At 43.8% G+C, this 21550-nt stretch carries 25 protein-coding genes; 11 read left to right on the top strand and 14 right to left on the bottom strand.

The window, feature by feature from the left end:
• Positions 1-159: 159 nt before the first annotated feature.
• The 10 genes from PXH68_RS05995 to PXH68_RS06040 all read right to left on the bottom strand — a co-directional run bounded on the left by PXH68_RS05995 (position 160) and on the right by PXH68_RS06040 (position 8940).
• Positions 160-870, bottom strand: coding sequence for an ABC transporter ATP-binding protein (locus PXH68_RS05995; RefSeq protein ID WP_158457092.1), 711 nt, complete (start codon positions 868-870; stop codon positions 160-162).
• Complete coding sequence (locus PXH68_RS06000; protein WP_158457094.1) at positions 870-1634, bottom strand: ABC transporter ATP-binding protein; 765 nt, start codon at positions 1632-1634, stop codon at positions 870-872. The genes PXH68_RS05995 and PXH68_RS06000 overlap by 1 nt, the downstream gene beginning before the upstream one ends.
• Positions 1634-2584, bottom strand: coding sequence for a branched-chain amino acid ABC transporter permease (locus tag PXH68_RS06005; protein WP_248028465.1), 951 nt, complete (start codon positions 2582-2584; stop codon positions 1634-1636). Before PXH68_RS06005 ends, PXH68_RS06000 begins: the two co-directional genes overlap by 1 nt.
• A gap of 2 nt (positions 2585-2586) precedes the next feature.
• Positions 2587-3474 (bottom strand): branched-chain amino acid ABC transporter permease, encoded by an 888-nt coding sequence (locus PXH68_RS06010; protein ID WP_205031291.1) that lies wholly within the window; start codon positions 3472-3474, stop codon positions 2587-2589.
• 148 nt (positions 3475-3622) lie between these two features.
• Positions 3623-4795 (bottom strand): ABC transporter substrate-binding protein, encoded by a 1173-nt coding sequence (locus tag PXH68_RS06015; RefSeq protein ID WP_205031292.1) that lies wholly within the window; start codon positions 4793-4795, stop codon positions 3623-3625.
• Between the two features lie 89 nt (positions 4796-4884).
• Positions 4885-5157 carry a DUF2129 domain-containing protein gene (locus PXH68_RS06020; protein ID WP_205031293.1) on the bottom strand — a complete coding sequence of 91 codons (273 nt, stop codon included), beginning with the start codon at positions 5155-5157 and terminating at the stop codon, positions 4885-4887.
• An 85-nt stretch (positions 5158-5242) separates the two neighbouring features.
• Entirely contained in the window at positions 5243-5830 is a 588-nt protein-coding gene (locus PXH68_RS06025; RefSeq protein WP_158457104.1) for an ATP-dependent Clp protease proteolytic subunit, read from the bottom strand.
• A 137-nt stretch (positions 5831-5967) separates the two neighbouring features.
• Complete coding sequence (upp, locus tag PXH68_RS06030) at positions 5968-6597, bottom strand: uracil phosphoribosyltransferase (RefSeq protein WP_158457206.1); 630 nt, start codon at positions 6595-6597, stop codon at positions 5968-5970.
• Positions 6598-6677: 80 nt separating this feature from the next.
• Positions 6678-7847, bottom strand: a complete 1170-nt coding sequence (locus PXH68_RS06035) for a MalY/PatB family protein (protein ID WP_248028466.1) — start codon at positions 7845-7847, stop codon at positions 6678-6680.
• On the bottom strand, positions 7837-8940 hold the full coding sequence (locus tag PXH68_RS06040) for a cystathionine gamma-synthase (RefSeq protein ID WP_248028467.1): 1104 nt from the start codon (positions 8938-8940) through the stop codon (positions 7837-7839). The genes PXH68_RS06035 and PXH68_RS06040 overlap by 11 nt, the downstream gene beginning before the upstream one ends.
• A gap of 481 nt (positions 8941-9421) precedes the next feature.
• Between PXH68_RS06040 and PXH68_RS06045 the strand changes: the two genes are divergently transcribed.
• From PXH68_RS06045 to PXH68_RS06080, 8 genes are all read left to right on the top strand, one after another.
• On the top strand, positions 9422-9703 hold the full coding sequence (locus PXH68_RS06045; protein ID WP_248028468.1) for a hypothetical protein: 282 nt from the start codon (positions 9422-9424) through the stop codon (positions 9701-9703).
• Between the two features lie 132 nt (positions 9704-9835).
• Positions 9836-9982 carry a hypothetical protein gene (locus tag PXH68_RS06050; protein ID WP_248028469.1) on the top strand — a complete coding sequence of 49 codons (147 nt, stop codon included), beginning with the start codon at positions 9836-9838 and terminating at the stop codon, positions 9980-9982.
• A 9-nt stretch (positions 9983-9991) separates the two neighbouring features.
• On the top strand, positions 9992-10243 hold the full coding sequence (locus PXH68_RS06055) for a hypothetical protein (RefSeq protein WP_248028470.1): 252 nt from the start codon (positions 9992-9994) through the stop codon (positions 10241-10243).
• A gap of 81 nt (positions 10244-10324) precedes the next feature.
• Complete coding sequence (locus PXH68_RS06060; RefSeq protein ID WP_248028471.1) at positions 10325-11770, top strand: UDP-N-acetylmuramoyl-L-alanyl-D-glutamate--L-lysine ligase; 1446 nt, start codon at positions 10325-10327, stop codon at positions 11768-11770.
• Between the two features lie 125 nt (positions 11771-11895).
• Positions 11896-12693: an ABC transporter ATP-binding protein gene (locus PXH68_RS06065; RefSeq protein WP_248028472.1), complete on the top strand. Its 798-nt coding sequence runs from the start codon at positions 11896-11898 to the stop codon at positions 12691-12693.
• 1 nt (position 12694) lies between these two features.
• Positions 12695-13615, top strand: coding sequence for an ABC transporter substrate-binding protein (locus PXH68_RS06070; protein ID WP_248028473.1), 921 nt, complete (start codon positions 12695-12697; stop codon positions 13613-13615).
• 1 nt (position 13616) lies between these two features.
• Complete coding sequence (locus PXH68_RS06075) at positions 13617-14630, top strand: FecCD family ABC transporter permease (protein WP_316715503.1); 1014 nt, start codon at positions 13617-13619, stop codon at positions 14628-14630.
• Positions 14627-15616 carry a FecCD family ABC transporter permease gene (locus tag PXH68_RS06080; RefSeq protein ID WP_248028475.1) on the top strand — a complete coding sequence of 330 codons (990 nt, stop codon included), beginning with the start codon at positions 14627-14629 and terminating at the stop codon, positions 15614-15616. The genes PXH68_RS06075 and PXH68_RS06080 overlap by 4 nt, the downstream gene beginning before the upstream one ends.
• A gap of 3 nt (positions 15617-15619) precedes the next feature.
• Here PXH68_RS06080 and PXH68_RS06085 read toward each other — a convergent pair whose 3' ends face one another.
• Together PXH68_RS06085 and PXH68_RS06090 are read right to left on the bottom strand one after the other, a co-directional pair.
• Positions 15620-16105 carry a glutathione peroxidase gene (locus PXH68_RS06085; protein ID WP_205031304.1) on the bottom strand — a complete coding sequence of 162 codons (486 nt, stop codon included), beginning with the start codon at positions 16103-16105 and terminating at the stop codon, positions 15620-15622.
• A 5-nt stretch (positions 16106-16110) separates the two neighbouring features.
• Entirely contained in the window at positions 16111-16830 is a 720-nt protein-coding gene (locus PXH68_RS06090; RefSeq protein WP_248028476.1) for a pseudouridine synthase, read from the bottom strand.
• Positions 16831-16968: 138 nt separating this feature from the next.
• Here PXH68_RS06090 and PXH68_RS06095 point away from each other — a divergent pair, with 138 nt between their 5' ends.
• Positions 16969-17931 (top strand): glutathione S-transferase family protein, encoded by a 963-nt coding sequence (locus PXH68_RS06095; protein ID WP_248028477.1) that lies wholly within the window; start codon positions 16969-16971, stop codon positions 17929-17931.
• A 246-nt stretch (positions 17932-18177) separates the two neighbouring features.
• Here the strand turns inward: PXH68_RS06095 and PXH68_RS06100 are convergent, their stop codons facing one another.
• On the bottom strand, positions 18178-18885 hold the full coding sequence (locus tag PXH68_RS06100; protein WP_248028478.1) for a glucosamine-6-phosphate deaminase: 708 nt from the start codon (positions 18883-18885) through the stop codon (positions 18178-18180).
• A gap of 101 nt (positions 18886-18986) precedes the next feature.
• Here PXH68_RS06100 and PXH68_RS06105 point away from each other — a divergent pair, with 101 nt between their 5' ends.
• Together PXH68_RS06105 and queA are read left to right on the top strand one after the other, a co-directional pair.
• A complete protein-coding gene (locus PXH68_RS06105; RefSeq protein ID WP_187321634.1) occupies positions 18987-19160 on the top strand; it encodes a hypothetical protein in 174 nt (57 codons plus the stop codon).
• A 9-nt stretch (positions 19161-19169) separates the two neighbouring features.
• Entirely contained in the window at positions 19170-20198 is a 1029-nt protein-coding gene (queA, locus tag PXH68_RS06110; protein ID WP_248028479.1) for a tRNA preQ1(34) S-adenosylmethionine ribosyltransferase-isomerase QueA, read from the top strand.
• Positions 20199-20426: 228 nt separating this feature from the next.
• On the opposite strand, the gene PXH68_RS06115 is transcribed toward queA, so the two are convergent.
• Complete coding sequence (locus PXH68_RS06115) at positions 20427-21542, bottom strand: aminotransferase (RefSeq protein WP_248028480.1); 1116 nt, start codon at positions 21540-21542, stop codon at positions 20427-20429.
• Positions 21543-21550: the final 8 nt, after the last annotated feature.

Here is a 21550-nt window from a genome sequence, read left to right on the forward strand (position 1 = left end):
TATTTCCGACCTAAAAAGGTCCCCCGGACCTTGATATAAAGAAAAACGCCTGCCGGCGTTTCTCATCTCCAACCTAAAAAGGTCCCCCGGACCTTGATATAAAGAAAAACGCCTGCCGGCGTTTCTCATCTCCAACCTAAAAAGGTCCCCCGGACCTTTTTAGCCACCCAGATATGCTTTTTTAACTTCTTCTGAGGCGAGGAGTTCTTTTCCTGTTCCTGAGAGGACGACTTTTCCTGTTTCGAGGACATAGCCGCGGTCTGCGATAGCAAGGGCTTTGTTGGCGTTTTGTTCAATCAAGAGAACGGTTGTTCCTTGTTTTTGGATATCTTGGATGATATCAAAAATTTCTTGAATGAAGATTGGGGCCAAGCCCATTGATGGCTCATCTAGGAGCAAGAGTTTTGGTTGGCTCATAAGAGCACGTCCCATGGCAAGCATCTGCTGCTCACCACCTGAAAGGGTTGCCGCATCTTGGTTCTTACGCTCTTCCAATCGAGGGAAACGGGAGAAAATCTTTTTCAAATTTGCTTGATTTTCTTCACGGTTGTTTCGAAGAAAGGCACCCATTTCTAAGTTTTCCATAACGGTCAAACCTGCAAAAACATGGCGACCTTCTGGAACTTGTGACAAACCGTCTGCCACAATTTTACGGGCAGGAACTTTTTGGATTTCATTTCCAAGGAAGGAAATAGTTCCTGATGATGGACGAACAAGGCCTGAAATCGTACGCAAGATGGAAGTTTTACCAGCACCGTTGGCACCGATAAGGGTAACAACTTCACCTTCATTGACTTCAAAAGATACATTTTTAACCGCCTCGATGACGCCGTAATGTACCGATAGATTTTCAACTTTTAACATTGACATTAGGCTTCACCTCCAAGGTATGCTTCAATCACTCGTTTGTTGGTACGGATTTCTTCTGGTGTTCCGTGGGCAATCAAACGACCGTATTCCAATACATAGATACGCTCAGTTACTTCCATAACCAAACTCATATCGTGTTCAATCAACATGATCGTAATGTTGAACTCTTCTTTGATTTTACGGATTAGTTGTGTCAATTCTGCCGTTTCCTGCGGGTTCATACCAGCAGCTGGCTCATCCAAGAAAAGAATTTTTGGTTCGGTCGCAAGGGCACGAACGATTTCCAATCGACGTTGTTGTCCATAAGGCAAGTTTTTAGCAAGCGTATCCGCATCACCATCCAAATCAAAGATTTTAAGCAATTCGATGGCTCTTTCTTTCAATTCTTCCTCATTTTTATAAAAAGCTGGTAGTCGGAAGAAACTTGCCAACACTTCAGCTTTACCGTGGTTACCAAGTCCAATCAAAACATTTTCCAAAACAGTCATGTTTTTGAACAAACGGATATTTTGGAAGGTCCGTCCCAAGCCCAAAGAAGCAATTTTTGAAGGAGCTTTACCATTCAAAACAGTGCCATCCAAGGTAATGGTTCCCTGACTTGGCTCATAAACACCAGTCAAGAGGTTAAACAAGGTTGTTTTTCCAGCCCCGTTTGGACCAATCAAACCAACCAACTCACCTGCATGGAGTTCCATTGTCACATCACCGACGGCTGTCAAACCACCAAAGTTTTTTGTCAATTTTTTAACATCAAGAAGGGCCATTAGTTAACCTCCTTTTTCTTTTTGAGCAAGTTTGTAAAGCTCAACTCTTTAGTTCCAAGCAATCCACCTGGACGGAAAATCATCAAGAGAATTAATGCCAATGAGTAAATAATCATGGAAATATCTGCATAGCTCTTGAGGAAGACATTCAAAATCCCCAATACGATTGCAGCGACGAAAGAACCTGTAATAGACCCCAAGCCACCCAATACGATAATAATCAAGACGTTCACAGAGTTCATGAAAGCAAAGTCTTTTGGCACAATCGTTCCAACATATCCTGCATGCAAGCCACCAGCGATTGCTGCAGTCATAGCGCCAATCACAAAAGCAGTTACTTTTACAAAAGTTGGGTTGACACCAACAGATTCTGCCGCGATCTCATCTTCTCGCACCGCAATAGTAGAACGGCCCATTGGACTACGAAGGAAGTTAACAGTCAAAATCGTTGTAATCACTACAAACACATAAACCAACTGCCAGTTGGTAAACAATGGAATCGACATAATACCTGCCGCACCATTGGTCAAGCTACCGCCGTTGATAATCAAGATACGGATAATCTCAGCAACACCAAGCGTTGCAATTGCTAGGTAGTCTCCCTTCAAACGTAGCGTTGGTAGACCGACCAAGAGGGCAATCAAACCAGCCACAAGCATGCCAACAACAAGGGCAATCCCGAAACCAGCATAAGATGGCATCATTTTACCGATAATACCAACCGCATAGGCACCAATCGCCATAAAGCCTGCATGGCCTAGTGAGAATTGACCTGAGAAACCGACGATCAAGTTCAAACCAACTGCCAAAATGATATTAATTCCAATTTGTTGGACGATTTGAACATAGTAAAAATTCAATACCCCAGCTGCGACAAGACCTTGAAGCACAGCAAAACCAAGTGCCAAGAAGGCCAGCCAGATTAGATTTACTTTTACATTCTCTTTCATGCTTACACCTTCTCTTTCACGTTTTTACCAAGAATACCGCTTGGTCTTACCAAAAGAATGATAATCAATACAATATATACGATGGCATCACGGAAGGTATCCAAACCAATCACATAAGTAAAGGTTTCGATAATACCGATAACAAATCCGCCCAAGGCAGCCCCTGGAATGATACCAATACCACCCAAAACCGCCGCAACAAAGGCTTTCAGACCTGGTGTCATCCCCATTAAAGGCTCGATTTGATTGTAGTAGAGACCAAGAAGGACACCGGCAGCACCAGCAAGTGCAGATCCAAGTGCGAAGGTAAAGCTGATGGTACGGTTAACATTGATCCCCATGAGCTGAGCTGCATCGCTATCAACTGAGACAGCACGCATGGCTTTCCCCATTTTTGTTTTCTTAACAATCAATTGAAGGGCAACCATCAAGGTCAAAGCAACACCTAGGATAATCAATTGGATGTTGGTAACTGTCACTGGACCAAGGTTAAAATTCACCGCCTCAATCGCTTGTGGGAAGGCCTTTACATCTGCTGTAAAGAAATAAACCATCACATATTCAAGGAAGAAGGAAACACCGATAGCTGTAATCAAAGCTGCAATCCGAGTTGAATTTCTAAGTGGACGATAAGCCAAGAATTCAATGACAACTCCCAAAACAGCCGTTCCGACCATCGAGAGAACCAAGGCAAGGAAAAAGCGCAAACCGCCATCTTGGATAAAAGTCATCTTGTTCAAAAGATAATAGCCCATAAAGGCACCCATCATGTAGATATCCCCGTGGGCAAAGTTAATGAGTTTGATGATTCCGTACACCATGGTATAGCCTAGGGCTAGGAGGGCATAGACAGAACCGAGAATCAAACCATTGACAAGTTGTTGAAGCATGAGTTCACCAATCTTTCTATTCAAATAGTTGCTGTTAAGCGTTCGTTCTATTGTATTAAATTTTCAGAATATTTGCAAGTTTTACGGCCAAAAATTTTTTTCAATCAAGTCCTAAACAAGGGAAAAAGAGGGGATAGCCCTCTTTTTATTATTTAGAAACTGAAACAGTATCAACTGATGATTGTTTGCCTTCTGTCAAGCCAACAACGTAAACTGATTTTACAACGTTGTGTTCTGCGTCGATAGACATAGTACCTGTCACACCTTCGAAGTCTTTCAAAGCAGCAAGATTATCTTTCAATTCGACTGAAGTTTTTGCACCTTTTGCTGCTTCTGCTGCCATGTAAACTGAGTCATAAGCAAGAGCAGAGAACATAGATGGCTCTTCACCATATTCTGCAACGTATGCATCGTAGAAGGCTTTCGCTTTCTCACTTGCAGATGTTACAAAGGCTGAAAGGTAGTACACGTTTGTTGCTGCTGAAGCTGTTGCCAACTCAGCAAATTGTGGTGAGTCGAAACCATCTGAACCAAGAACTGGAACATCGATACCAAGACCACGTGCTTGTTTCACGATTGTACCTGTTTCATTGTAGTAACCTGGCATGATGATTGCATCAAATTCAAGGTCTTTCAACTTAGTAAGAGCTGCTTGGAAGTCCTTGTCCCCTGAAGCAAATGTGATTTCAGAAACGATTTCACCTGAGTAAGCTTCTTTGAAGGCATCGGCAATACCTTTTCCGTAGTCAGAAGAGTTATCATAGTAAAGCACAACTTTCTTAGCAGAAAGGTTTTCTGTAGCATACTGAGCCATGATTTGACCTTGGTAGCCGTCAGTAAAAGTAGCACGGAAGAAGTAATCTTGTACACCACCATCACTCTTAACAACCAAGTCTGTTTGCGTACCAGAAGGTGAGATCATTGGCACACCCGCAGAAGTTACGTTAGCGATAGAAGCTGCTGAGGCACCTGAAGTAGCAGGACCAACGATAACATTTGCACCTTCACTTACCAAGCTAGTTGCAACTGTCGCTGCTTCTGCTGTCTCAGATTTGTTGTCTTTTGTGATAACTTCGATTTGCTTGCCGTCAATACCACCCGCAGCGTTGATTTCTTTCACCGCAAGGTTTGCACCTTTTTCTTCGGTTTGACCATATGAAGAAACGGAACCTGACAATTCCAAGTTATAACCGATTTTGACTGTCTCACCAATTTCAGTTCCCGTTGCTGAAGAGTTTGTTGATGAAACAGTTCCACATGCTGCAAGAAGTGCAGCCGATGCAAAGCTCACAAGAGCCATAGCAAATTTTCTTTTTTTCATGAAAATCCCCTTAAATCTTTCTTAAATTTTTACGATGTATCCAATATACTGAATTATCTGAAAATTGTCAACAAAAAAAGAAAAATATTTTATAAAAGAATATTTTTCTCTCGTTCTTGCTCTAAAGTCCCTACAAAATTCTGGTCTAGATCCTTAATGTAAGATGGTAAAACTTTTTTTACAAATCGTTCTTTTTTTAATTTTTCAAGTGTCTCATCAAAACGATCTGCCTCTATATAGAGAACCAAGTAGCGTAATTTTTTTGAATGATAGACCACATCCCCAAAATTGTGCAACTTGCGTGCTTCACGATTGTAGTGGAGATATACAATGAGGCCTTTACGCTCTTTCTTTTCAAACATGACTGGCTCCTTCTCATACTTCTTCTCTTCATTATACCTTTTTATCAGCAAAATGAAAAGGGCTACATCGAGCCCTTCATCTACCTTATTTTGCCATCTTATCCATGATCTGATCAATGAATCCATATGCCAAGGTTTCTTCCGCAGTCATCCAGTAATCGCGCTCTGCGTCTTTGTGGATTTGTTTGACAGATTTACCTGAATTATCAGCAAGAATTTGCTCCAACTTGTTACGAGTTTTGAGCAAGTGCTCCGCCGCAATCGCCATATCTGTCTGTTGGGTACCGCCACCTGTTCCACCCATAGGCTGGTGAATCATGTATTCTGCATTTGGCAACATGAAACGTTTGCCTTTGGCACCGCTTGATGCAATGATCGTTCCCATGCTAGCTGCAGTTCCCATCACGATAGTCTGAACATCTGCTTTAATAAAGTTCATGGTATCCACAATCGCCAGACCTGCTGATACAGAACCACCAGGAGTGTTGACATAGAGATAGATATCCTTAGTTGGGTCTTGAGCATCTAAGAAAAGCAATTGGGCAATGATAGAATTTGCCATGTTATCTTCAACTGGACCTGTCAACATGATGATGCGGTCCTTGAGCAAGCGAGAGTAAATGTCATAAGAACGTTCACCACGGCTGGTTTGTTCAATTACTACTGGAATCATAAGAATTCTCCTTGTCTTTTATTCATTTCTAACAAATCTGAGACCATTATATAGAATTAGTCAAAAATGGTCAAATAAAAAACACAGTTTGCTTGGTCAAAAAAAGAAACCAGTCAGGCTGATTTCTTTATCCTATATTATTTTGTACCAAACAAACGGTCTCCTGCATCTCCCAAACCTGGAACGATGTAGCCTTTTTCATTGAGTTTCTCATCCAAAGCCGCTGTGTAGATATCTACATCTGGATGTGCCTCTTGAAGTGCTTTTACACCTTCAGGTGCAGACACAAGAGCTACAAATTTGATGTTTGAAGCACCACGCTTTTTCAAAGAATCAATAGCCAAAATAGCTGAGCCACCTGTCGCCAACATTGGATCAACAACAAAAATCTGGCGTTGGTCAATATCATCTGGCAATTTCACCAAATATTCAACTGGCTGCAAGGTCTCTTCATCACGGTACATACCAATATGACCAACTTTTGCAGCAGGGACAAGGCTCAATAGACCGTCAACCATTCCCACACCTGCACGTAGAATTGGAACGATTGCCAATTTCTTACCTGCGATTTGTTTTTGAACCGTTTTTGTAATCGGTGTTTCGATTTCAACATCTTCCAATGGTAGGTCGCGAAGAACTTCGTAACCCATTAGCATAGCAATTTCATTTACCAACTCACGGAAATCTTTGGTCGAAGTCGAAACGCGACGCAAGATAGACAACTTATGTTGAATGAGTGGATGTGAAATAACTTGGAATTTCCCCATGGTGGTAAAACCTCTCTTTTTTGTTTTTTCTATTCTACCAAAAAATGAGAAAAAATGCTCGAACTTCATTGAATTTTTACCTAATTTATTAGACAGCCAAACACTTCCACCAATCGTCGGCAGGCTTCCTTGATGACAAATTGTGGTGTTGCTGCATTTAATCGGAAATGCTTTTCACCTTCTTTTCCGAAGGTCAATCCATCATTCAAATGCAGTTGTGCTTCTTCCAACAATTTCTCTGCTAGCTCTTGGTGACTGAGTTCATAGGCTGAAAAATCCAGCCAAATCAGGTAGGTTCCTTGTGGTTTAAGCACTTTGATATTCGTCTTTTTACTCAATTCTTCTTGGACCAACAGGATATTTTCTTCCAAAACTGGTTTTAAGGCGGTCAACCAAGGTTTTCCGTGTCGGTAGGCAACTTCTGTTGTAATTAAGCCTAGGCTAGGGATTTCATGTTGGTTATTGGCCAATTGTCTCTTGGTAAAAGCTTTACGCAACTGAGGATTTTCAATAATAGCAAAGCTGTTTTTTGTTCCCGCTATATTAAAAGTCTTGGTTGCAGAAGACAAAATTACCGAAAATTCCTTATGGTTTGGGGAAACTGTATTGAAGGAATGGTGCTCATGTCCAAAAAGGGTCAAGTCCTGGTGGATTTCATCAGAGACTAAGATGACTCCATGCTTCTGACAGATAGCACCGAGCTCCAGTAGTTCCTGATGACTCCAAACTCTGCCGCCTGGATTGTGAGGATTGCAAAAGATATAGAGTTTGACCCCCTCCTCAACAATCTTTTGCTCCAAAGCCTGAAAATCAAGAGTAAATTGGTCATTTACTACACTAAGAGGCTGACTAATTAACCGTCGATGATTGAGTCGAATAGTACGGGCAAAAGGGGGATATACTGGAGTATTGATCATAACTGCATCCCCCTCAGCTGTAAAAGCTTGAACTGCGATGGACAAGGCTGGAACAACACCTTCTACCAAAACAAGAGCTTGCCGATCAAAACAATAGCCGTGCTGGTCCTTCTCCCAGTCCATTATGGATTCAAATAGAGACTCACTGGCATAGTTGTACCCGAAAATCTGCCTTTGCCCGTAGTCTACGATCGCTTGGCGCATTTCTGGAAAGGGCTGAAAGTCCATATCTGCCACCCAGAGTTGCAAAAGCTCTGGGTTGTTTTCTGTTAGCCGCCACTTCTCGCTGTGTTGGTCTAAGCGATTTGGCAAGGTTTTAAAATCATAGGTCATAACTTTTCTCCAGACTAGTACGTAAATCCTCAATCAAGTCCGACACATCTTCAATCCCGATTGACATGCGTAAGAGATCGTCTGTCAAGCCATAGGAATGGCGAATAGCTGCTGGAATATCTGCATGAGTCTGCGTTGCAGGATAGGTAATCAAGCTTTCCACACCACCTAAGCTCTCTGCAAAGGTAAAAACTCGGAGGCTATTGAGCAGGTGGGGAATCATCTCTTGCTTGGCAACCTTCATTGAAACCATCCCTCCTTGCCCCGTGTAAAAGACTTCTTTTACTGCTGGATGTTGCTCAAGAAAGTCTACGATTGCTCGAGCGTTTTGGGTAGAGCGCTCCATCCGAATAGCTAGGGTTTTCAAGCCACGCATCAAGAGAAAAGCATCAAAGGGTGATAAGGTCGGTCCCGTCGTGTTTTGGTCATAGAACAACTGTTCATAGAGTGCCTGGTCATTGGTCATCAGAGCCCCTGCCAAAACATCATTATGGCCTGAAAGGTACTTAGTTGCCGAATGAAGCACCACATCTGCCCCAAGAGCAAGTGGATTTTGGTAAATCGGACTATAAAAGGTATTGTCAACAATAACTTTGGCCCCGACTTCATGCGCCTTTTCTGATATCGCAGCAATATCAAACTCCACCATGAGAGGGTTGGTTGGAGTCTCTAAAAATACATAGTCAATGGTATTATCTAGCTGGTCAAACAGTTGGTCAGGCGTTTGAGCGTATTGGAAAGCAAAACGCCCTTGTTCTTCCTGCTGATTAAACCAGCGGAAGGAACCACCGTAAAGGTCACGCACGGCTAGTATCCGACTTCCCTGGGGAAAAGTTTGAAAGAGCAAGACCAAGGCAGCCATTCCAGAGGAGGTCACTAGGGCGTGCTCTGCTCCTTCAATGGCAGCAAGGGTTTCCTCTAAGCTGGAACGGGTTGGATTTTTCGTACGGGTATAGTCGAATCCTGTGGATTGCCCAAACTCAGGGTGCTGGTATGTTGTCGACAGGTGAATCGGTGAAATCAAGGCCCCTGTTCGTTCATCTTTTCGTATGCCTGCTTGGGCCAAAAGGGTATCGCGTTTTAATCTCGTCATGGCAACCTCCTCAAACGTTTCTTCTTCTATTCTAGCACGGACTTTCTCTCTTGGTGAAAAAATCCCTGTTTTTGCTTATAGAAAATTTCCCAGGCAAGTTATAGGTAAGCCTTATATCTAGCTTGCTTTCACTTTCATTTCTATATATTTTGATGTATAATAATATGTAAAGGAGGGTCATTATGTTTAACCATCTCAATCGTCAATTCTATCGGAATTACTTTTTTTTCAACGGTATTTTCTGGACTTTGTATTTCATAAAACAAGAATTGTATCTGTCCAAAATTGGGATAGTGATGGCACCACTTATCCTAATTCATTTTTTCTACGCATTCTTTCGACCTCGGTACAATATTGAGGCAAGATGGAAGTTGGCCTTAATCGTAGGGTTCACATGTGCGTTCGCTCTCTTTATAATCTTGCACTAAACTTCATAAGTCTACCACGTACTAGAAATGGATTCTTTAATTGGAGGTACGCAATGAAATCCTTTTTTAAACAATTTCGCCCCCACTTTAATAAAGAATGGTATATGAACGAATATTCCTATACCTCTATCCTGTATTCCATCGCAATCTTCTATCCCCAAGGCTTTTGGTCCATTTATTCTGAAACTTGGTTTCGTTGCTTATTTATCCTCTTGATAGTAATCAATACCTATCTAGGCTGGTTTACAAAAATTGGTCAGAAAAACAGTCTGGCTTCTCTTCTTTTTAATCTGCTCTTCGATGTCCTAATACTTTTTATGCTGTTGCAGCTCTAAATTTTACTGGAAAAGGAGCACACCATGTCTAAACCGTTCAACAAAGTCTTTTATCGTACCTGGGAGTTCTATTTTGCCTTACTTTGCATAGTAAGGTTCATCCTTTCAACTGTAAATAGAAACCTGTATTTTATGGATTTCATCCAACTGGTGCTTGGTCTCTATGTCGGCTATCTAGCCTTCTTTAAACCACGCAGCTGGATTAAAAAAACATGGCAAATCTACTTGGTAACAACATTCATTATCAGCTTGGTCATCCTCAATCTGTTTTTACTATAAGGAGTCACTATGTTCAAGGAGTTTAACAATCAGTTTTACCGTAGCCTGGATTTTTACATTGCCATTTGCCTGATACTATATAGCTTGGGAGCTATTTGGGACAATGAATATAACTGGTGGATATACTTACAACCGATTTTGATTCCCTTCACTCTCTACCAAGCCTTCTTTTCCAAGAAGGGCAATCTGAAAAAGGATTGGATAATTTATCTTTGTGCCGGAATCGTCTTCTTGGGATTCTGGTTAGAATTCATTGCATAGTTATTTGCCCTCTCGTGCATTTCCGAGAGGGTTTTCTTGTCCCGACTTGTAAAAACCACTAGATAGGTTTACAATAGAAGCATGATTAAAATTGAACGTGTACTAGACATCTTAAAAGCGGATGACAATTTCCGCCATGTCAAACAGAATAACCAGACAGTTAGCACTTGGACGGATGTCCAGTTTGACGCTCTCAGCTATGACAGCCGGACTGTTAGCCCAACGACTCTCTTTTTTGCCAAGGGTTTGGCCTTTAAGAAGGAATTTTTGGAAAAGGCTATCGAGGCTGGGCTGGCTTTTTACGTGTCTGAAATCGACTATGAGGTTGGCATTCCTGCTATCATCGTCCATGACATCAAGCAGGCTATGAGCCTGATTGCTATGGATTTTTATGGTCATCCCCAGAAACAGCTCAAACTCCTGGCCCTCACCGGTACCAAAGGTAAGACAACGGCGGCTTATTTTGCTTTTAACATTCTTAAACAGAGCCACAAACCTGCCATGCTTTCGACCATGAACACTACCCTGGACGGCAAGACTTTCTTCAAGTCCACCTTGACCACGCCTGAAAGCCTGGACCTCTTTGCCATGATGGCGGAGGCGGTCCAAAACGGCATGACCCACTTGATTATGGAGGTGTCTAGCCAGGCTTACTTGGTCAAGCGGGTTTACGGGCTGACCTTTGATGTCGGCGTCTTCCTCAACATCAGCCCTGACCACATCGGCCCCATTGAGCACCCGACCTTTGAGGACTATTTCTACCACAAGCGGCTTTTAATGGACAATAGCAAAGCGGTTATTGTCAATGCTGGAATGGACCATTTTGAGGTGGTGAAAGACCAAGTTAGCTCCAAAGACCATGACTTTTATGGGCCGACTTCTGAAAACCAGATTAGCCAGTCAGCAGGTTTTGACTTCACAGCGACTGGAAAATTAGCTGGCCACTACGACATCCAGCTGATCGGTGGCTTCAACCAAGAAAATGCCATCGCAGCTGGACTGGCCTGTCTCCGCTTGGGTGCAAGTCTGGAAGATATTCACACAGGGATTGCCCAAACCAATGTCCCTGGCCGCATGGAAGTCCTGACCCAGCAGAACGGGGCCAAGGTATTCGTGGACTACGCCCATAACGGTGACAGTGTCAAGAAGCTAATCGATGTCGTCTTAGAGCACCAGACAGGCAAGGTGATTTTGATTCTGGGAGCTCCTGGCAATAAGGGAGAAAGCCGCCGCAAGGACTTCGGTCTTCTGCTCAATGACTATCCGCAGGTTGAGGTAATTCTGACAGCTGATGATCCCAACCGTGAAGATCCAGCTGCTATCGCTGAACAAATCCGGGCCCACATGACCCGACCAAGCGACTTTATCTTGGACCGGGAAAAAGCTATCCAAACAGCCATGAGCCAAACAAACTCTCCGAAAGATGCGGTCATCATCGCAGGTAAGGGGGCTGATGCCTACCAGATTGTAAATGGCAAAAAGGCCGCATATGACGGTGATTTGGAAGTAGCTAAACGTTATTTATAATGAGAATCCTTGTCCTTATGACAGGGATTTTTTATAACCATTCTTATTAGATTAAAATTTTCAGAAAACTCTTTTTTTGATTAAAAAACCATGCTATAATAGAGACTCAATGAAAAGGAGATGGTATGCCCCAGATTGAAGCAAAGAAGGCGACGCTTGTTTATGACAAGAATCCAGTATTTTCTGACCTGTCCTTGAAGATTCCCGAAGGAAACATAACGACCATCATAGGACCAAATGGTTGCGGTAAATCCAGTCTTTTAAAAGCCCTCAGCCGTATCCACCCCTTGCAAGCTGGCCAGATTCTGCTGGATGACAAGGACCTTTCAAAACAAGCCAGTAAAGAAGTGGCTCAAAAATTATCCTTACTGCCCCAGTTTCACCAGAGTTTGGATGGAATAAAGGTTTTTGACCTGGTCTCTTATGGTCGCTTCCCCTATCAAAAAGGATTGGGACGCTTGAGTGAGCAGGATAGGGAAAAGATTAACTGGGCCTTAGAAAAGACCCAAACCAAGCATTTGCAAGGTTCCATGGTCCATCACCTATCTGGAGGTCAAAGTCAACGGGTCTGGATTGCCATGGCCCTGGCTCAGGACACGCCGATTATCTTTTTGGATGAACCGACTACCTATTTGGATATCAATCATCAGCTAGAAATTTTGGAACTGCTTAAAGACCTCAATCATTCGGAAGGTAAGACCATCGTTATGGTCTTGCACGACATCAATCTTGCTGCCCGCTACTCTGACCACATCATCGCTATGAAGGATGGACAGATTGTAGAACAAGGACCTGTTGATAAATTAATCCGACCAGAGATTTTAGAGACCGTCTTTGGCATTACAGCGACCATCCTACCTGCTAGTCACTACGGCTACCCCCTTCTCCTTGACTACAAACTTTTACCATCTGAAAGGAAGTAATATGAAAAAGTTTCTATCATTTACCGTTTTATGTTTTGTAAGCATTTTGCTTGTTGCTTGTTCAGGAACCAAGCAAGAAACGAACCAAACCAGCCTCTCTTCAATGCCTAGCATTGATGGTGTGGCCTACTATGGGGATATTCCTCAGGCGCCAAAACGGGTTGTCAGCCTCAACTTTGCCAATACAGGCTACCTCTTAAAACTTGGTTTCTCAATAGTTGGAGCAACTTCTTACGACCTAGCCAATCCCGCCTTTTCAAGTTACTTAGAAGAAACACAAGCCGTAACTAGTGAAGATTTGGAAGCCATTGCAGCTTTGGAACCTGATTTAATTGTGACAGGTTCAAACGATACCAATATAGAACAGTTGTCTGAGATCGCACCTACAATCGCGATTGAATACGGTAAACATTCCTATAAGGATACTTTAGCAGTCTTCGGGAAAATCTTTAATCAAGAAGAACTTGCTACAGAGTGGACCAGTCAATGGGACAAGGCTATTGAAACTGCTGGTAAGGATATGAAGGCCCTTACTGGGAATGCAGCAAGCTTTACCATCATGGGCTATCTTGGTGCGGACCTCTATGTCTTTGGTCAAAACTGGGGCCGTGGTGGAGAAATTATCTACCAAGAATTGGGTTATGCCGCTCCTCAAAGTGTCCAAGATGATGTCTTTGAAGCTGGTTATTTGGCTGTTTCAACTGAAGTACTTAGCCAATATGCGGGAGACTACATCATCATGGCAAATGAAGACAGCAGCGCTGCAAGTAGCTTGTACGAAACGGATGTATGGCAAAATCTAGCAGCGGTTCAGGACGGACACCTCATTCAACTCGATGCCAAAAGCTTCATTTTCAACGACCCTATCTCTTTAGAATACCAGTTGGGTATCCTACATGATGCTATCTTAGCCCTTCAATAATATGACAGAGTACTTTCGATTTCCTAAGCCAAATTTATTTTGGCTTGTTTTTTTAACTGTGGGGCTCATTCTCATATTCGGAGCCTACCTTTCCCTTCGCTTCGGAGCAATTTCTTTTAGCCATGACCAGCTTCTTGTAACCCTTAAAGAGTTTGGTAAAGACTCTGCTCAACAGGACATTATCGTGGATTTACGGATTCCTCGACTCTTAACAGCCTGTCTGGTCGGAGCTAGTTTGGCAGTTGCAGGCTTGATGATGCAAGCTGTGACCTACAACCGGCTAGCAGATTCTGGGCTCTTGGGCATTCAAGCAGGGGCGGGACTATCAATCTTACTACTCTTGATCCTTAATCCCAACTCCCACTACCTCCTGCGATTGATGGTGGGGTTTATAGGAGCGGGATTGGTTGCAGGATTGGTGATTTTTAGCAGCCAACAAAATGGACCCGGTAACCACCCCTTGCGCATCCTTCTAATCGGCAGCATGGCTACTGCTTTTCTATCCGCAGTTGGTCAAGGAATTAGCATCTATCTGAATCAAGCCACCCACTATCTAGGACTACTATCTGGTAGTTTGACCCAGGCAAATTGGACCAGCCTAGCCTGGTTGGCTGGTCCTATCTTCCTTGCCTTGCTATTTGCTATGTTCTTTGCAAAACAGCTGACTATCTTAAGTTTGCAGGAAAGTCTGGCTCAGGGCTTGGGATTACAGACAAAGCTCTTCCTCGTCCTCTTCTTGCTACTAGTGACTGTCCTGTCCGCAGCTGCCGTCAGCTTGGCTGGTAGTTTGACATTTATCGGTCTGATCATTCCAAACCTGATTCGGCCATTCTTTAAACGTGATTTTCGTTACCTTTTGCCATTGTCTGCTCTTTGTGGGGCTTGTCTGCTTGTTTGGATGGATGTCTTAGCCCGTATCCTACACCCTCCATATGAACTCCCTTTAAATAGTCTCACGAGCTTGATTGGCTTTCCTATCTTACTCTTCTTGATTCGAAAGGGGGACTGGTCATGATCCGATTTTCTGTTCGGCAAAGCCTTCTAGGAGCTCTTCTTCTACTACTTGTCCTTGCTTTCCTCTCACTTTTTTTAGGTTATAGCCATTTAAGGGCAGACCAAGTCTTAGAAGCACTGCTTGGTCAGGCGAAATCTTCTATTTCTCTGATTGTGTGGAATCTTCGGCTGCCACGCCTGCTGGTGTCCTGCCTGGCTGGTGCGGCACTTGCAACTAGCGCTAGTCTTCTTCAAACCCTTACACACAACCCCATGGCAGACCCTGGTATTTTGGGGATTAATGCCGGAGCTAGCTTAGCGGCACTTGCCAGTCTTTTCCTTCCATTTTCAGGTCTGGGACTCCAATCCATCTTTGCATGGTTAGGAGGAAGCCTGGCCGCCTTAACTGTCTATCTGCTCAGTCAGACTAGAAAAGGCAGTTTCCAATCCAATCAACTCCTACTGGTCGGAATGGGGCTGGCTGGGCTCTTGACAAGTCTGACCCTCAGCTTAACTCAAGTCATCAGTCCCTACCAAATGGAAAATACCCAATCCTGGTTGTCAGGTGCCTATCTTGGCGACAAATGGTCTAGCTTGATGATCCTGGCTCCCTCGATTCTCATCAGCTTACTAGTAGTCTTTCCTCGGATTCCCAAACTCAATGTCTTGCAGTTAGGTCCAGAAGCTGCCACGGGCTTGGGGATAAATGTCCAGAGGGAAAGCCGCATTATCCTCTTATTAGCTGCTGGTTTGGCAAGTTTTGCCACCTTATTGGTCGGCAATACTGCCTTTGTCGGCTTTCTAGCCAGTCATTTGGCTAAAAGATTGGTCGGAAGAAACCACAGCTACTCATTACCGCTTGCCATTTGCTTAGCAGCTAGTCTCATGATCCTTGCAGATACAATAGGCAGACTGCTGTTGGTGGGAACAGGCATTCCAACTGGCATCGTTTTAGCCATCATTGGCGCTCCATATTGTTTCGTTCTGATGCAAAAAGAAACCAGCTAGAATTTAGCTGGTTTTTAATAACGCTTCAATCCTCTCGGATAATTTATCTGGGCTGCTAGTGGCAGCTAGGCGTTTGACAACCTTGCCTTGTCTGTCCACTAAAAATTTCACGAAATTCCATTCAATGGCCTTGCCAACTGGTCCTCGTGCCTCTTCTTTCAACCATCTGTAGAGGGGATGGGCATCTGCTCCATTGACCTTGATCTTAGCAAAACGGGGAAAGCTGGTTCCATAATTGAGCTGGCAAAATCGATTGATTTCTTGAGCTGTTCCTGGAGCTTGATTCATAAATTGATTGCATGGAATATCTAAGATTTCAAAGCCCAGTGAATGATAACGGTCGTAGAGCGCCTGTAAGGCCTCATATTGCGGAGTCAGTCCACAGCCTGTCGCGGTATTGACAATCAGCAAGACCTTGTCTCTATACCTTTCTAGAGATACCTGCTGACCATCTTGGTTTTCGAGTGTAAAATCATAAATAGCTGTCATCTTTCTTACTCCCTAAAATAGGTTTTTAAATCCTGCAGTTCTGCTTCAGTCAAGCTGCGGTAAGTCCCTACTTGCAAATCTCCCAGTTGAAATGGACCAAAACTGGTGCGTTTGAGATAGGTGACCTTGACACCATAGGCTAAAAACATCTTCTTGACCTGATGAAACTTGCCCTCCCCAATCCGAATAACTGCTCTGCTATGTTCCATAGAAGTCTCCAAAATGGTCAAGTCTGCGGGCTGGCAGCAGGTGCCGTCCAAAAAGCGAACACCTTGGGCAAAAAAGGCTGAGGCATCTGGTTCCAAGGGACCGTTGACCTCCACGTAATAGACCTTATCCACATGGTGTTTGGGATGAAGCATGCGAAAGCCCAGTGGGCCGTTGTTAGTGATGAGAAGCAGACCTTCAGTATCTCTGTCCAAGCGACCAACAGGGTAGAGGCCGTCCGCCCTATCCTCTGGCTCAATCAGGTCAATAACGGTCTGGTGATCCTTGTCGGACACGGCAGAAACCACACCAGCAGGCTTATGAAGCAGATAATAGCGACTGCCTTCCAGTTCAACCCTCTGGCCTTCAACTGTAATGTTTTGCAGACCTGGGTCCACAATTTGGCTTAGGCTGGTTGCGACCTGTCCGTCAATGCAAATCTGCTGGGCTTTGAAAAGTTTTTTTACCTGCTTACGGGAGCCAATCTCCGCCTTTTCCAAACACTTGTCCAATCTCATGGGACTATTGTACCATAAATCGTTTGACTTGACCTTTAAAATAGAAGGAGTATAATACTAATTAGTGATATATGTTTTAGAAACACCTAGTCTCTGAGTTTCTGGGCGATTTCTAAATTTTTAAAAAGGAGATATTTTATGGGACTTTTACAAGATGGTAAATGGGTAGATCAATGGTATGACACCAAGTCAACAGGCGGTAAGTTTGTTCGTACTGTCACACAATTTCGCAACTGGATTACCCCTGATGGACAGGCTGGTCCAACAGGCAAAGGCGGTTTCAAGGCAGAATCTGGTCGTTACCACCTCTACATTTCTCTGGCTTGTCCTTGGGCTAGTCGGACCTTGATTATGCGAAAACTGAAAGGCTTGGAAGAACACATCTCGATTTCTATCGTGCATCCCCTCATGTTGGAAAATGGTTGGACCTTCGCAGATGGTCCTGGTGTAATCAAGGACCCAATTTTTAACAGCGACTATCTTTATCAAGTTTACTTGAAAGCAGACCCAAATTACACTGGTCGTGTGACCGTTCCTGTCCTTTGGGATAAGGAAACCAATACCATCGTCAGTAACGAATCTGCTGAAATCATGCGCATGTTTAACACTGCTTTTAATGACATTACAGGCAACTACGATGACTACTATCCAGCAAACCTGCAAGCCGAGATTGATGCCATGAATGATTTTGTCTATCCAAACATCAACAATGGCGTCTACAAGGCAGGTTTTTCAACCAGTCAGGCAGTCTATGAAAAAGAGGTCAAGAACCTTTTTGCCGCCTTAGATAAATTAGAAGAGCATTTGGCAGACAAGGACTATCTGGTGGGCAATCAGTTGACAGAAGCTGATATTCGTCTCTTTACTACCTTGGTGCGGTTTGACCCTGTTTACTTTGGGCATTTCAAGTGCAATATCAAGGCCTTGGTTGATTATCCAAATCTATGGAACTATACCAAACGTCTTTACAATCATGCTGGCATTGCAGAAACGGTGGACTTTGACCATATCAAACAGCACTACTATGGTAGCCACAAGACCATTAACCCAACGGGCATCGTTCCTGTGGGACCTGAGTTGGACTGGATGCTTGAAAACTAAAGACAGGTGTGTCATACTTGAAGTGCTTAAAAATTCGAGAAACCAAGCATAAGAAAAACATCCGTGGTTTGCCGCCATGGCTGTTTTTTGTGCTTGCTCAAGGCACGCAGGCTATTGTTTGTATTTGTCGCATTTGTCCGCTTATGGGATTAGCCATTCCGAAATCCCGTTTGCTCATATGGATACTAGCAAGTTGGAAGAAAATAAGAAAACCGACTGCCTAAAAAGGTGGCCGGTTTTTAACTCTTATTTTGTCAATTTACTTGCCGCGGCTTCGTCAATGATGAGAACGACGTCGTCGTGGTTTTGAAGGACACTTGCTGGAACTTCCTCTGTCACTGTACCTTCTACCGTCGCCTTAATAGCGTCAGCTTTTTCAGGACCATAAGCCATGAGGACAATGGTCTTGGCTGCCATAATGTTAGCGATGCCCATTGAAATAGCCTGCTTAGGCACTTCCTCTGGGTCCGCAAAGAAGCGAGCGTTGGCTTCGATGGTTGATGGCGCCAAATCCACAACGCGGGCAACTCCGTCAAAGGAAGCCCCTGGCTCATTAAAGCCAATATGACCATTGCGGCCGATACCTAGAATTTGGAAATCAACAGGATGTTCTTCCAAAATAGCATTGTATCGCACCAACTCTTCATCAAGATCAGCAGCCAACCCGTTTGGCAAATGGTTTTCCTTGAATGGTTTTGCATTAAAAAGATGCTCTTTCATGAAATAGACATAGGATTGGTCACTATCTTCGCCCAAACCAACATACTCATCCAAGTTAACAGATGTCACCTCAGAAAAATCTAACTCACTTTCACGAACCTGCTTGTAAAATTCGATTGGACTGGAACCTGTTGCCAGACCCAGAACTTGCGCACCATCAGCCATTTTCTGTTTGAGAATATCCAAGGCAATGCCTGCACCCTCAACTTGATCTTTTACGACAAAAACTTTCATATTTCCCTCCATTTGGTATAGACCTATTTACAAAATCTATTATATGGTATAGACCAATTTTTGTCAAGAGAATCTTTTCTAAACTATGGTATAATGTTTTTATGACTGAACAACTATTTATTTTATTCTTTTTCGGGATCCTACTGCTTGTCGGTGGCTACTTTGTTCCAAAACCAATTTGGTTGCGCCGACTGATGATGGCTCTGGGAGGATTGATGGCCGCCCTACCATTTCTGATTTTTCTTTATTTTATGATCCTATTTCTCAGCATGTAAGGAGTTCCGATGAATACAGCAGATTTTGATTTTTACCTACCAGAAGAACTGATTGCGCAAGTCCCTTTGGAAAAACGCGACAGTTCCCGCCTCTTGATTGTGGACAAAACCACAGGTGCCATGACAGATAGCCACTTCGACCACATCATCGATGAGTTGGAGCCTGGCGATGCCCTGGTTATGAACAACACCCGCGTCCTACCAGCTCGACTCTACGGCCAAAAGCCCGATACACAAGGACATGTCGAATTGCTCCTTTTGAAAAATACCCAAGGAGATCAATGGGAAGTTCTTGCTAAGCCAGCCAAACGCCTGAAAGTCGGCGCCAAAGTCGCCTTTGGTGATGGAAGACTCATGGCTACCATTATAGAAGAACTGGAGCACGGCGGACGGATTGTTGAATTTGACTATCAAGGTATCTTCTTAGAAGTCCTTGAAAGTTTGGGGGAAATGCCCCTACCGCCTTATATCCATGAAAAATTGGACGATCGCGAACGTTACCAGACTGTCTATGCCAAAGAAAATGGCTCTGCTGCTGCACCGACTGCTGGACTGCATTTTACACAGGACTTGCTAGATAAGATCGAAGCCAAGGGTGTAAAACTGGTCTATCTGACCCTCCATGTGGGCTTAGGGACCTTCCGTCCGGTTTCGGTAGAGAATCTCGATGAGCATGAGATGCACTCCGAGTTTTATAGCCTTTCAGCCCAAGCTGCCCAGACCTTAAATGAAGCCAAGGCAAACGGTGGTCGCATCGTTGCAGTTGGAACAACCTCCATTCGCACCCTTGAAACCATTGGAAACAAGTTTGATGGCCATTTGGAAGCTGACTCTGGTTGGACCAATATCTTTATCAAACCAGGCTATACTTTCAAGATTGTCGATGCCTTTTCGACCAACTTCCATCTTCCAAAGTCAACCTTGGTTATGTTGGTCTCTGCTTTTGCCGGGCGAGAACTCACCCTCTCTGCCTACCAACATGCCGTTGAAGAGCGCTACCGATTCTTTAGTTTTGGCGATGCCATGTTTATCAAATAATCCCACTATATAATACAAAAGTCCCCTGCTGACCAGTCCATCCAGGACCCAGCAAGGGACTTTTTTAGTCATTTGAGTTAACTTTGATACATGGTCATTCTGGGCTTGCCGTACCCTAGGAAAGTGACTTGCTTCGCATGACTTATATCCAACCAAGAACAGCTAGAGGCTGTTCTTGAAATCTGCACCTCAGTTCCTTATCTGAAAGCTCTTCATTTGACTATACTATTACTTGTTAGAACCCAAAAATCGAGCCAAGCGCTCCAGTCCTTCCACCAATACCTCTGTTTTACAGCAATAACCCAGACGGGCATAGCCAGGCATATCAAATCGTTCACCTGGCACCAAGAGGACTCCTTCTTCTTCCAACAAGGCTAGGCAAAATTCCTCAGTCGGTCGGTCAATCCTTAAACGAATAAAGGAGGTTGATACCTGCCGCGGCAAGACCAAGTCTACCTGATCCTGCTCTGCAACCCATTTTTCTAAAATAGCCAAATTTCTACGAACCAATTGACGATTTCGCTCCAAAATATGCTCTCTCTGCTGAAGGGCATAAGTCGCCAAAGCATCGTCAATCACACCTGCAGAAATCATAGTGTAGTCACGGTATTTTCTAAAATAATCCGACAATTCACGATTGGCTGCAATCCAACCAACCCTAATACCAGGAAGGGAATAGGTTTTGGAGAGACTATTGGTCGAAATCCCTTTTTCATAAAGGTCAACAATGGCCGGAAAAGCTTGGTCTTCAAAGGTTTGGTACACCTCGTCTGCCAAAATATAGGCACCTACCTCCTCTGCAATGGAAACCAGTTCTTCAAGATAGGCACGGTCCATAAAGGCCCCTGTTGGGTTATTGGCATTATTGATACAAATCATCTTGGTCTTCTCGGTTACCATCTGGCGTAGATCTGCTAAATCGGGCAACCAGCCCTTTTCCTCACGAATAGGCCACAATTGAACATGTGCACCCAGTGAGTGTGGAATATCGACCAACTGTTGATAGGTTGGGTACATGGAAATCACGTGATCTCCAGGCTCCAAGAGACTGTATAACACTAGGAAATTGGCCCCCGTAGCGCCGTTGGTTTGCAAGATTTGCTCAGGACAAACCGTCTCATACAATTGACTGACAGCCTCTTTAAAATCAGGAGAACCTTCTATCCAACCGTAGTTGAGCAAGGAGCGGCATAGGTCCTGACTGATTTGCTCATAGGAATCGCCAGCCAGCGTAGCCAATTCTTCTAAGGAAAGAGAGGCAACTGAACTTCCAGCGATATCCCACTTTGCTTGTTTTTCCCATTGATTGAGCCAATCCTCAACACCAAATTCTTTTATCTGCATGTCATACT

Origin of the sequence: Streptococcus sp. 29896 (assembly GCF_032594915.1) — a bacterium.
Taxonomy (GTDB): domain Bacteria; phylum Bacillota; class Bacilli; order Lactobacillales; family Streptococcaceae; genus Streptococcus; species Streptococcus suivaginalis.

What these genes read in the sequence shown, in the direction of transcription:
- PXH68_RS06085 (WP_205031304.1), bottom strand. Translation starts at nt 16,105, where the DNA reads ATGACAGCTATTTATGATTTTACACTCGAAAACCAAGATGGTCAGCAG.
- PXH68_RS06065 (WP_248028472.1), top strand. Translation starts at nt 11,896, where the DNA reads ATGCCCCAGATTGAAGCAAAGAAGGCGACGCTTGTTTATGACAAGAAT.
- PXH68_RS06050 (WP_248028469.1), top strand. Translation starts at nt 9,836, where the DNA reads ATGGATTTCATCCAACTGGTGCTTGGTCTCTATGTCGGCTATCTAGCC.
- PXH68_RS06060 (WP_248028471.1), top strand. Translation starts at nt 10,325, where the DNA reads ATGATTAAAATTGAACGTGTACTAGACATCTTAAAAGCGGATGACAAT.
- PXH68_RS06025 (WP_158457104.1), bottom strand. Translation starts at nt 5,830, where the DNA reads ATGATTCCAGTAGTAATTGAACAAACCAGCCGTGGTGAACGTTCTTAT.
- PXH68_RS06090 (WP_248028476.1), bottom strand. Translation starts at nt 16,830, where the DNA reads ATGAGATTGGACAAGTGTTTGGAAAAGGCGGAGATTGGCTCCCGTAAG.
- PXH68_RS06040 (WP_248028467.1), bottom strand. Translation starts at nt 8,940, where the DNA reads ATGACGAGATTAAAACGCGATACCCTTTTGGCCCAAGCAGGCATACGA.
- PXH68_RS06070 (WP_248028473.1), top strand. Translation starts at nt 12,695, where the DNA reads ATGAAAAAGTTTCTATCATTTACCGTTTTATGTTTTGTAAGCATTTTG.
- PXH68_RS06055 (WP_248028470.1), top strand. Translation starts at nt 9,992, where the DNA reads ATGTTCAAGGAGTTTAACAATCAGTTTTACCGTAGCCTGGATTTTTAC.
- queA (WP_248028479.1), top strand. Translation starts at nt 19,170, where the DNA reads ATGAATACAGCAGATTTTGATTTTTACCTACCAGAAGAACTGATTGCG.
- PXH68_RS06080 (WP_248028475.1), top strand. Translation starts at nt 14,627, where the DNA reads ATGATCCGATTTTCTGTTCGGCAAAGCCTTCTAGGAGCTCTTCTTCTA.
- PXH68_RS06045 (WP_248028468.1), top strand. Translation starts at nt 9,422, where the DNA reads ATGAAATCCTTTTTTAAACAATTTCGCCCCCACTTTAATAAAGAATGG.
- PXH68_RS06095 (WP_248028477.1), top strand. Translation starts at nt 16,969, where the DNA reads ATGGGACTTTTACAAGATGGTAAATGGGTAGATCAATGGTATGACACC.
- PXH68_RS06005 (WP_248028465.1), bottom strand. Translation starts at nt 2,584, where the DNA reads ATGAAAGAGAATGTAAAAGTAAATCTAATCTGGCTGGCCTTCTTGGCA.
- PXH68_RS06035 (WP_248028466.1), bottom strand. Translation starts at nt 7,847, where the DNA reads ATGACCTATGATTTTAAAACCTTGCCAAATCGCTTAGACCAACACAGC.
- PXH68_RS06105 (WP_187321634.1), top strand. Translation starts at nt 18,987, where the DNA reads ATGACTGAACAACTATTTATTTTATTCTTTTTCGGGATCCTACTGCTT.
- upp (WP_158457206.1), bottom strand. Translation starts at nt 6,597, where the DNA reads ATGGGGAAATTCCAAGTTATTTCACATCCACTCATTCAACATAAGTTG.
- PXH68_RS06000 (WP_158457094.1), bottom strand. Translation starts at nt 1,634, where the DNA reads ATGGCCCTTCTTGATGTTAAAAAATTGACAAAAAACTTTGGTGGTTTG.
- PXH68_RS06100 (WP_248028478.1), bottom strand. Translation starts at nt 18,885, where the DNA reads ATGAAAGTTTTTGTCGTAAAAGATCAAGTTGAGGGTGCAGGCATTGCC.
- PXH68_RS05995 (WP_158457092.1), bottom strand. Translation starts at nt 870, where the DNA reads ATGTCAATGTTAAAAGTTGAAAATCTATCGGTACATTACGGCGTCATC.
- PXH68_RS06020 (WP_205031293.1), bottom strand. Translation starts at nt 5,157, where the DNA reads ATGTTTGAAAAGAAAGAGCGTAAAGGCCTCATTGTATATCTCCACTAC.
- PXH68_RS06115 (WP_248028480.1), bottom strand. Translation starts at nt 21,542, where the DNA reads ATGCAGATAAAAGAATTTGGTGTTGAGGATTGGCTCAATCAATGGGAA.
- PXH68_RS06010 (WP_205031291.1), bottom strand. Translation starts at nt 3,474, where the DNA reads ATGCTTCAACAACTTGTCAATGGTTTGATTCTCGGTTCTGTCTATGCC.
- PXH68_RS06075 (WP_316715503.1), top strand. Translation starts at nt 13,617, where the DNA reads ATGACAGAGTACTTTCGATTTCCTAAGCCAAATTTATTTTGGCTTGTT.
- PXH68_RS06015 (WP_205031292.1), bottom strand. Translation starts at nt 4,795, where the DNA reads ATGAAAAAAAGAAAATTTGCTATGGCTCTTGTGAGCTTTGCATCGGCT.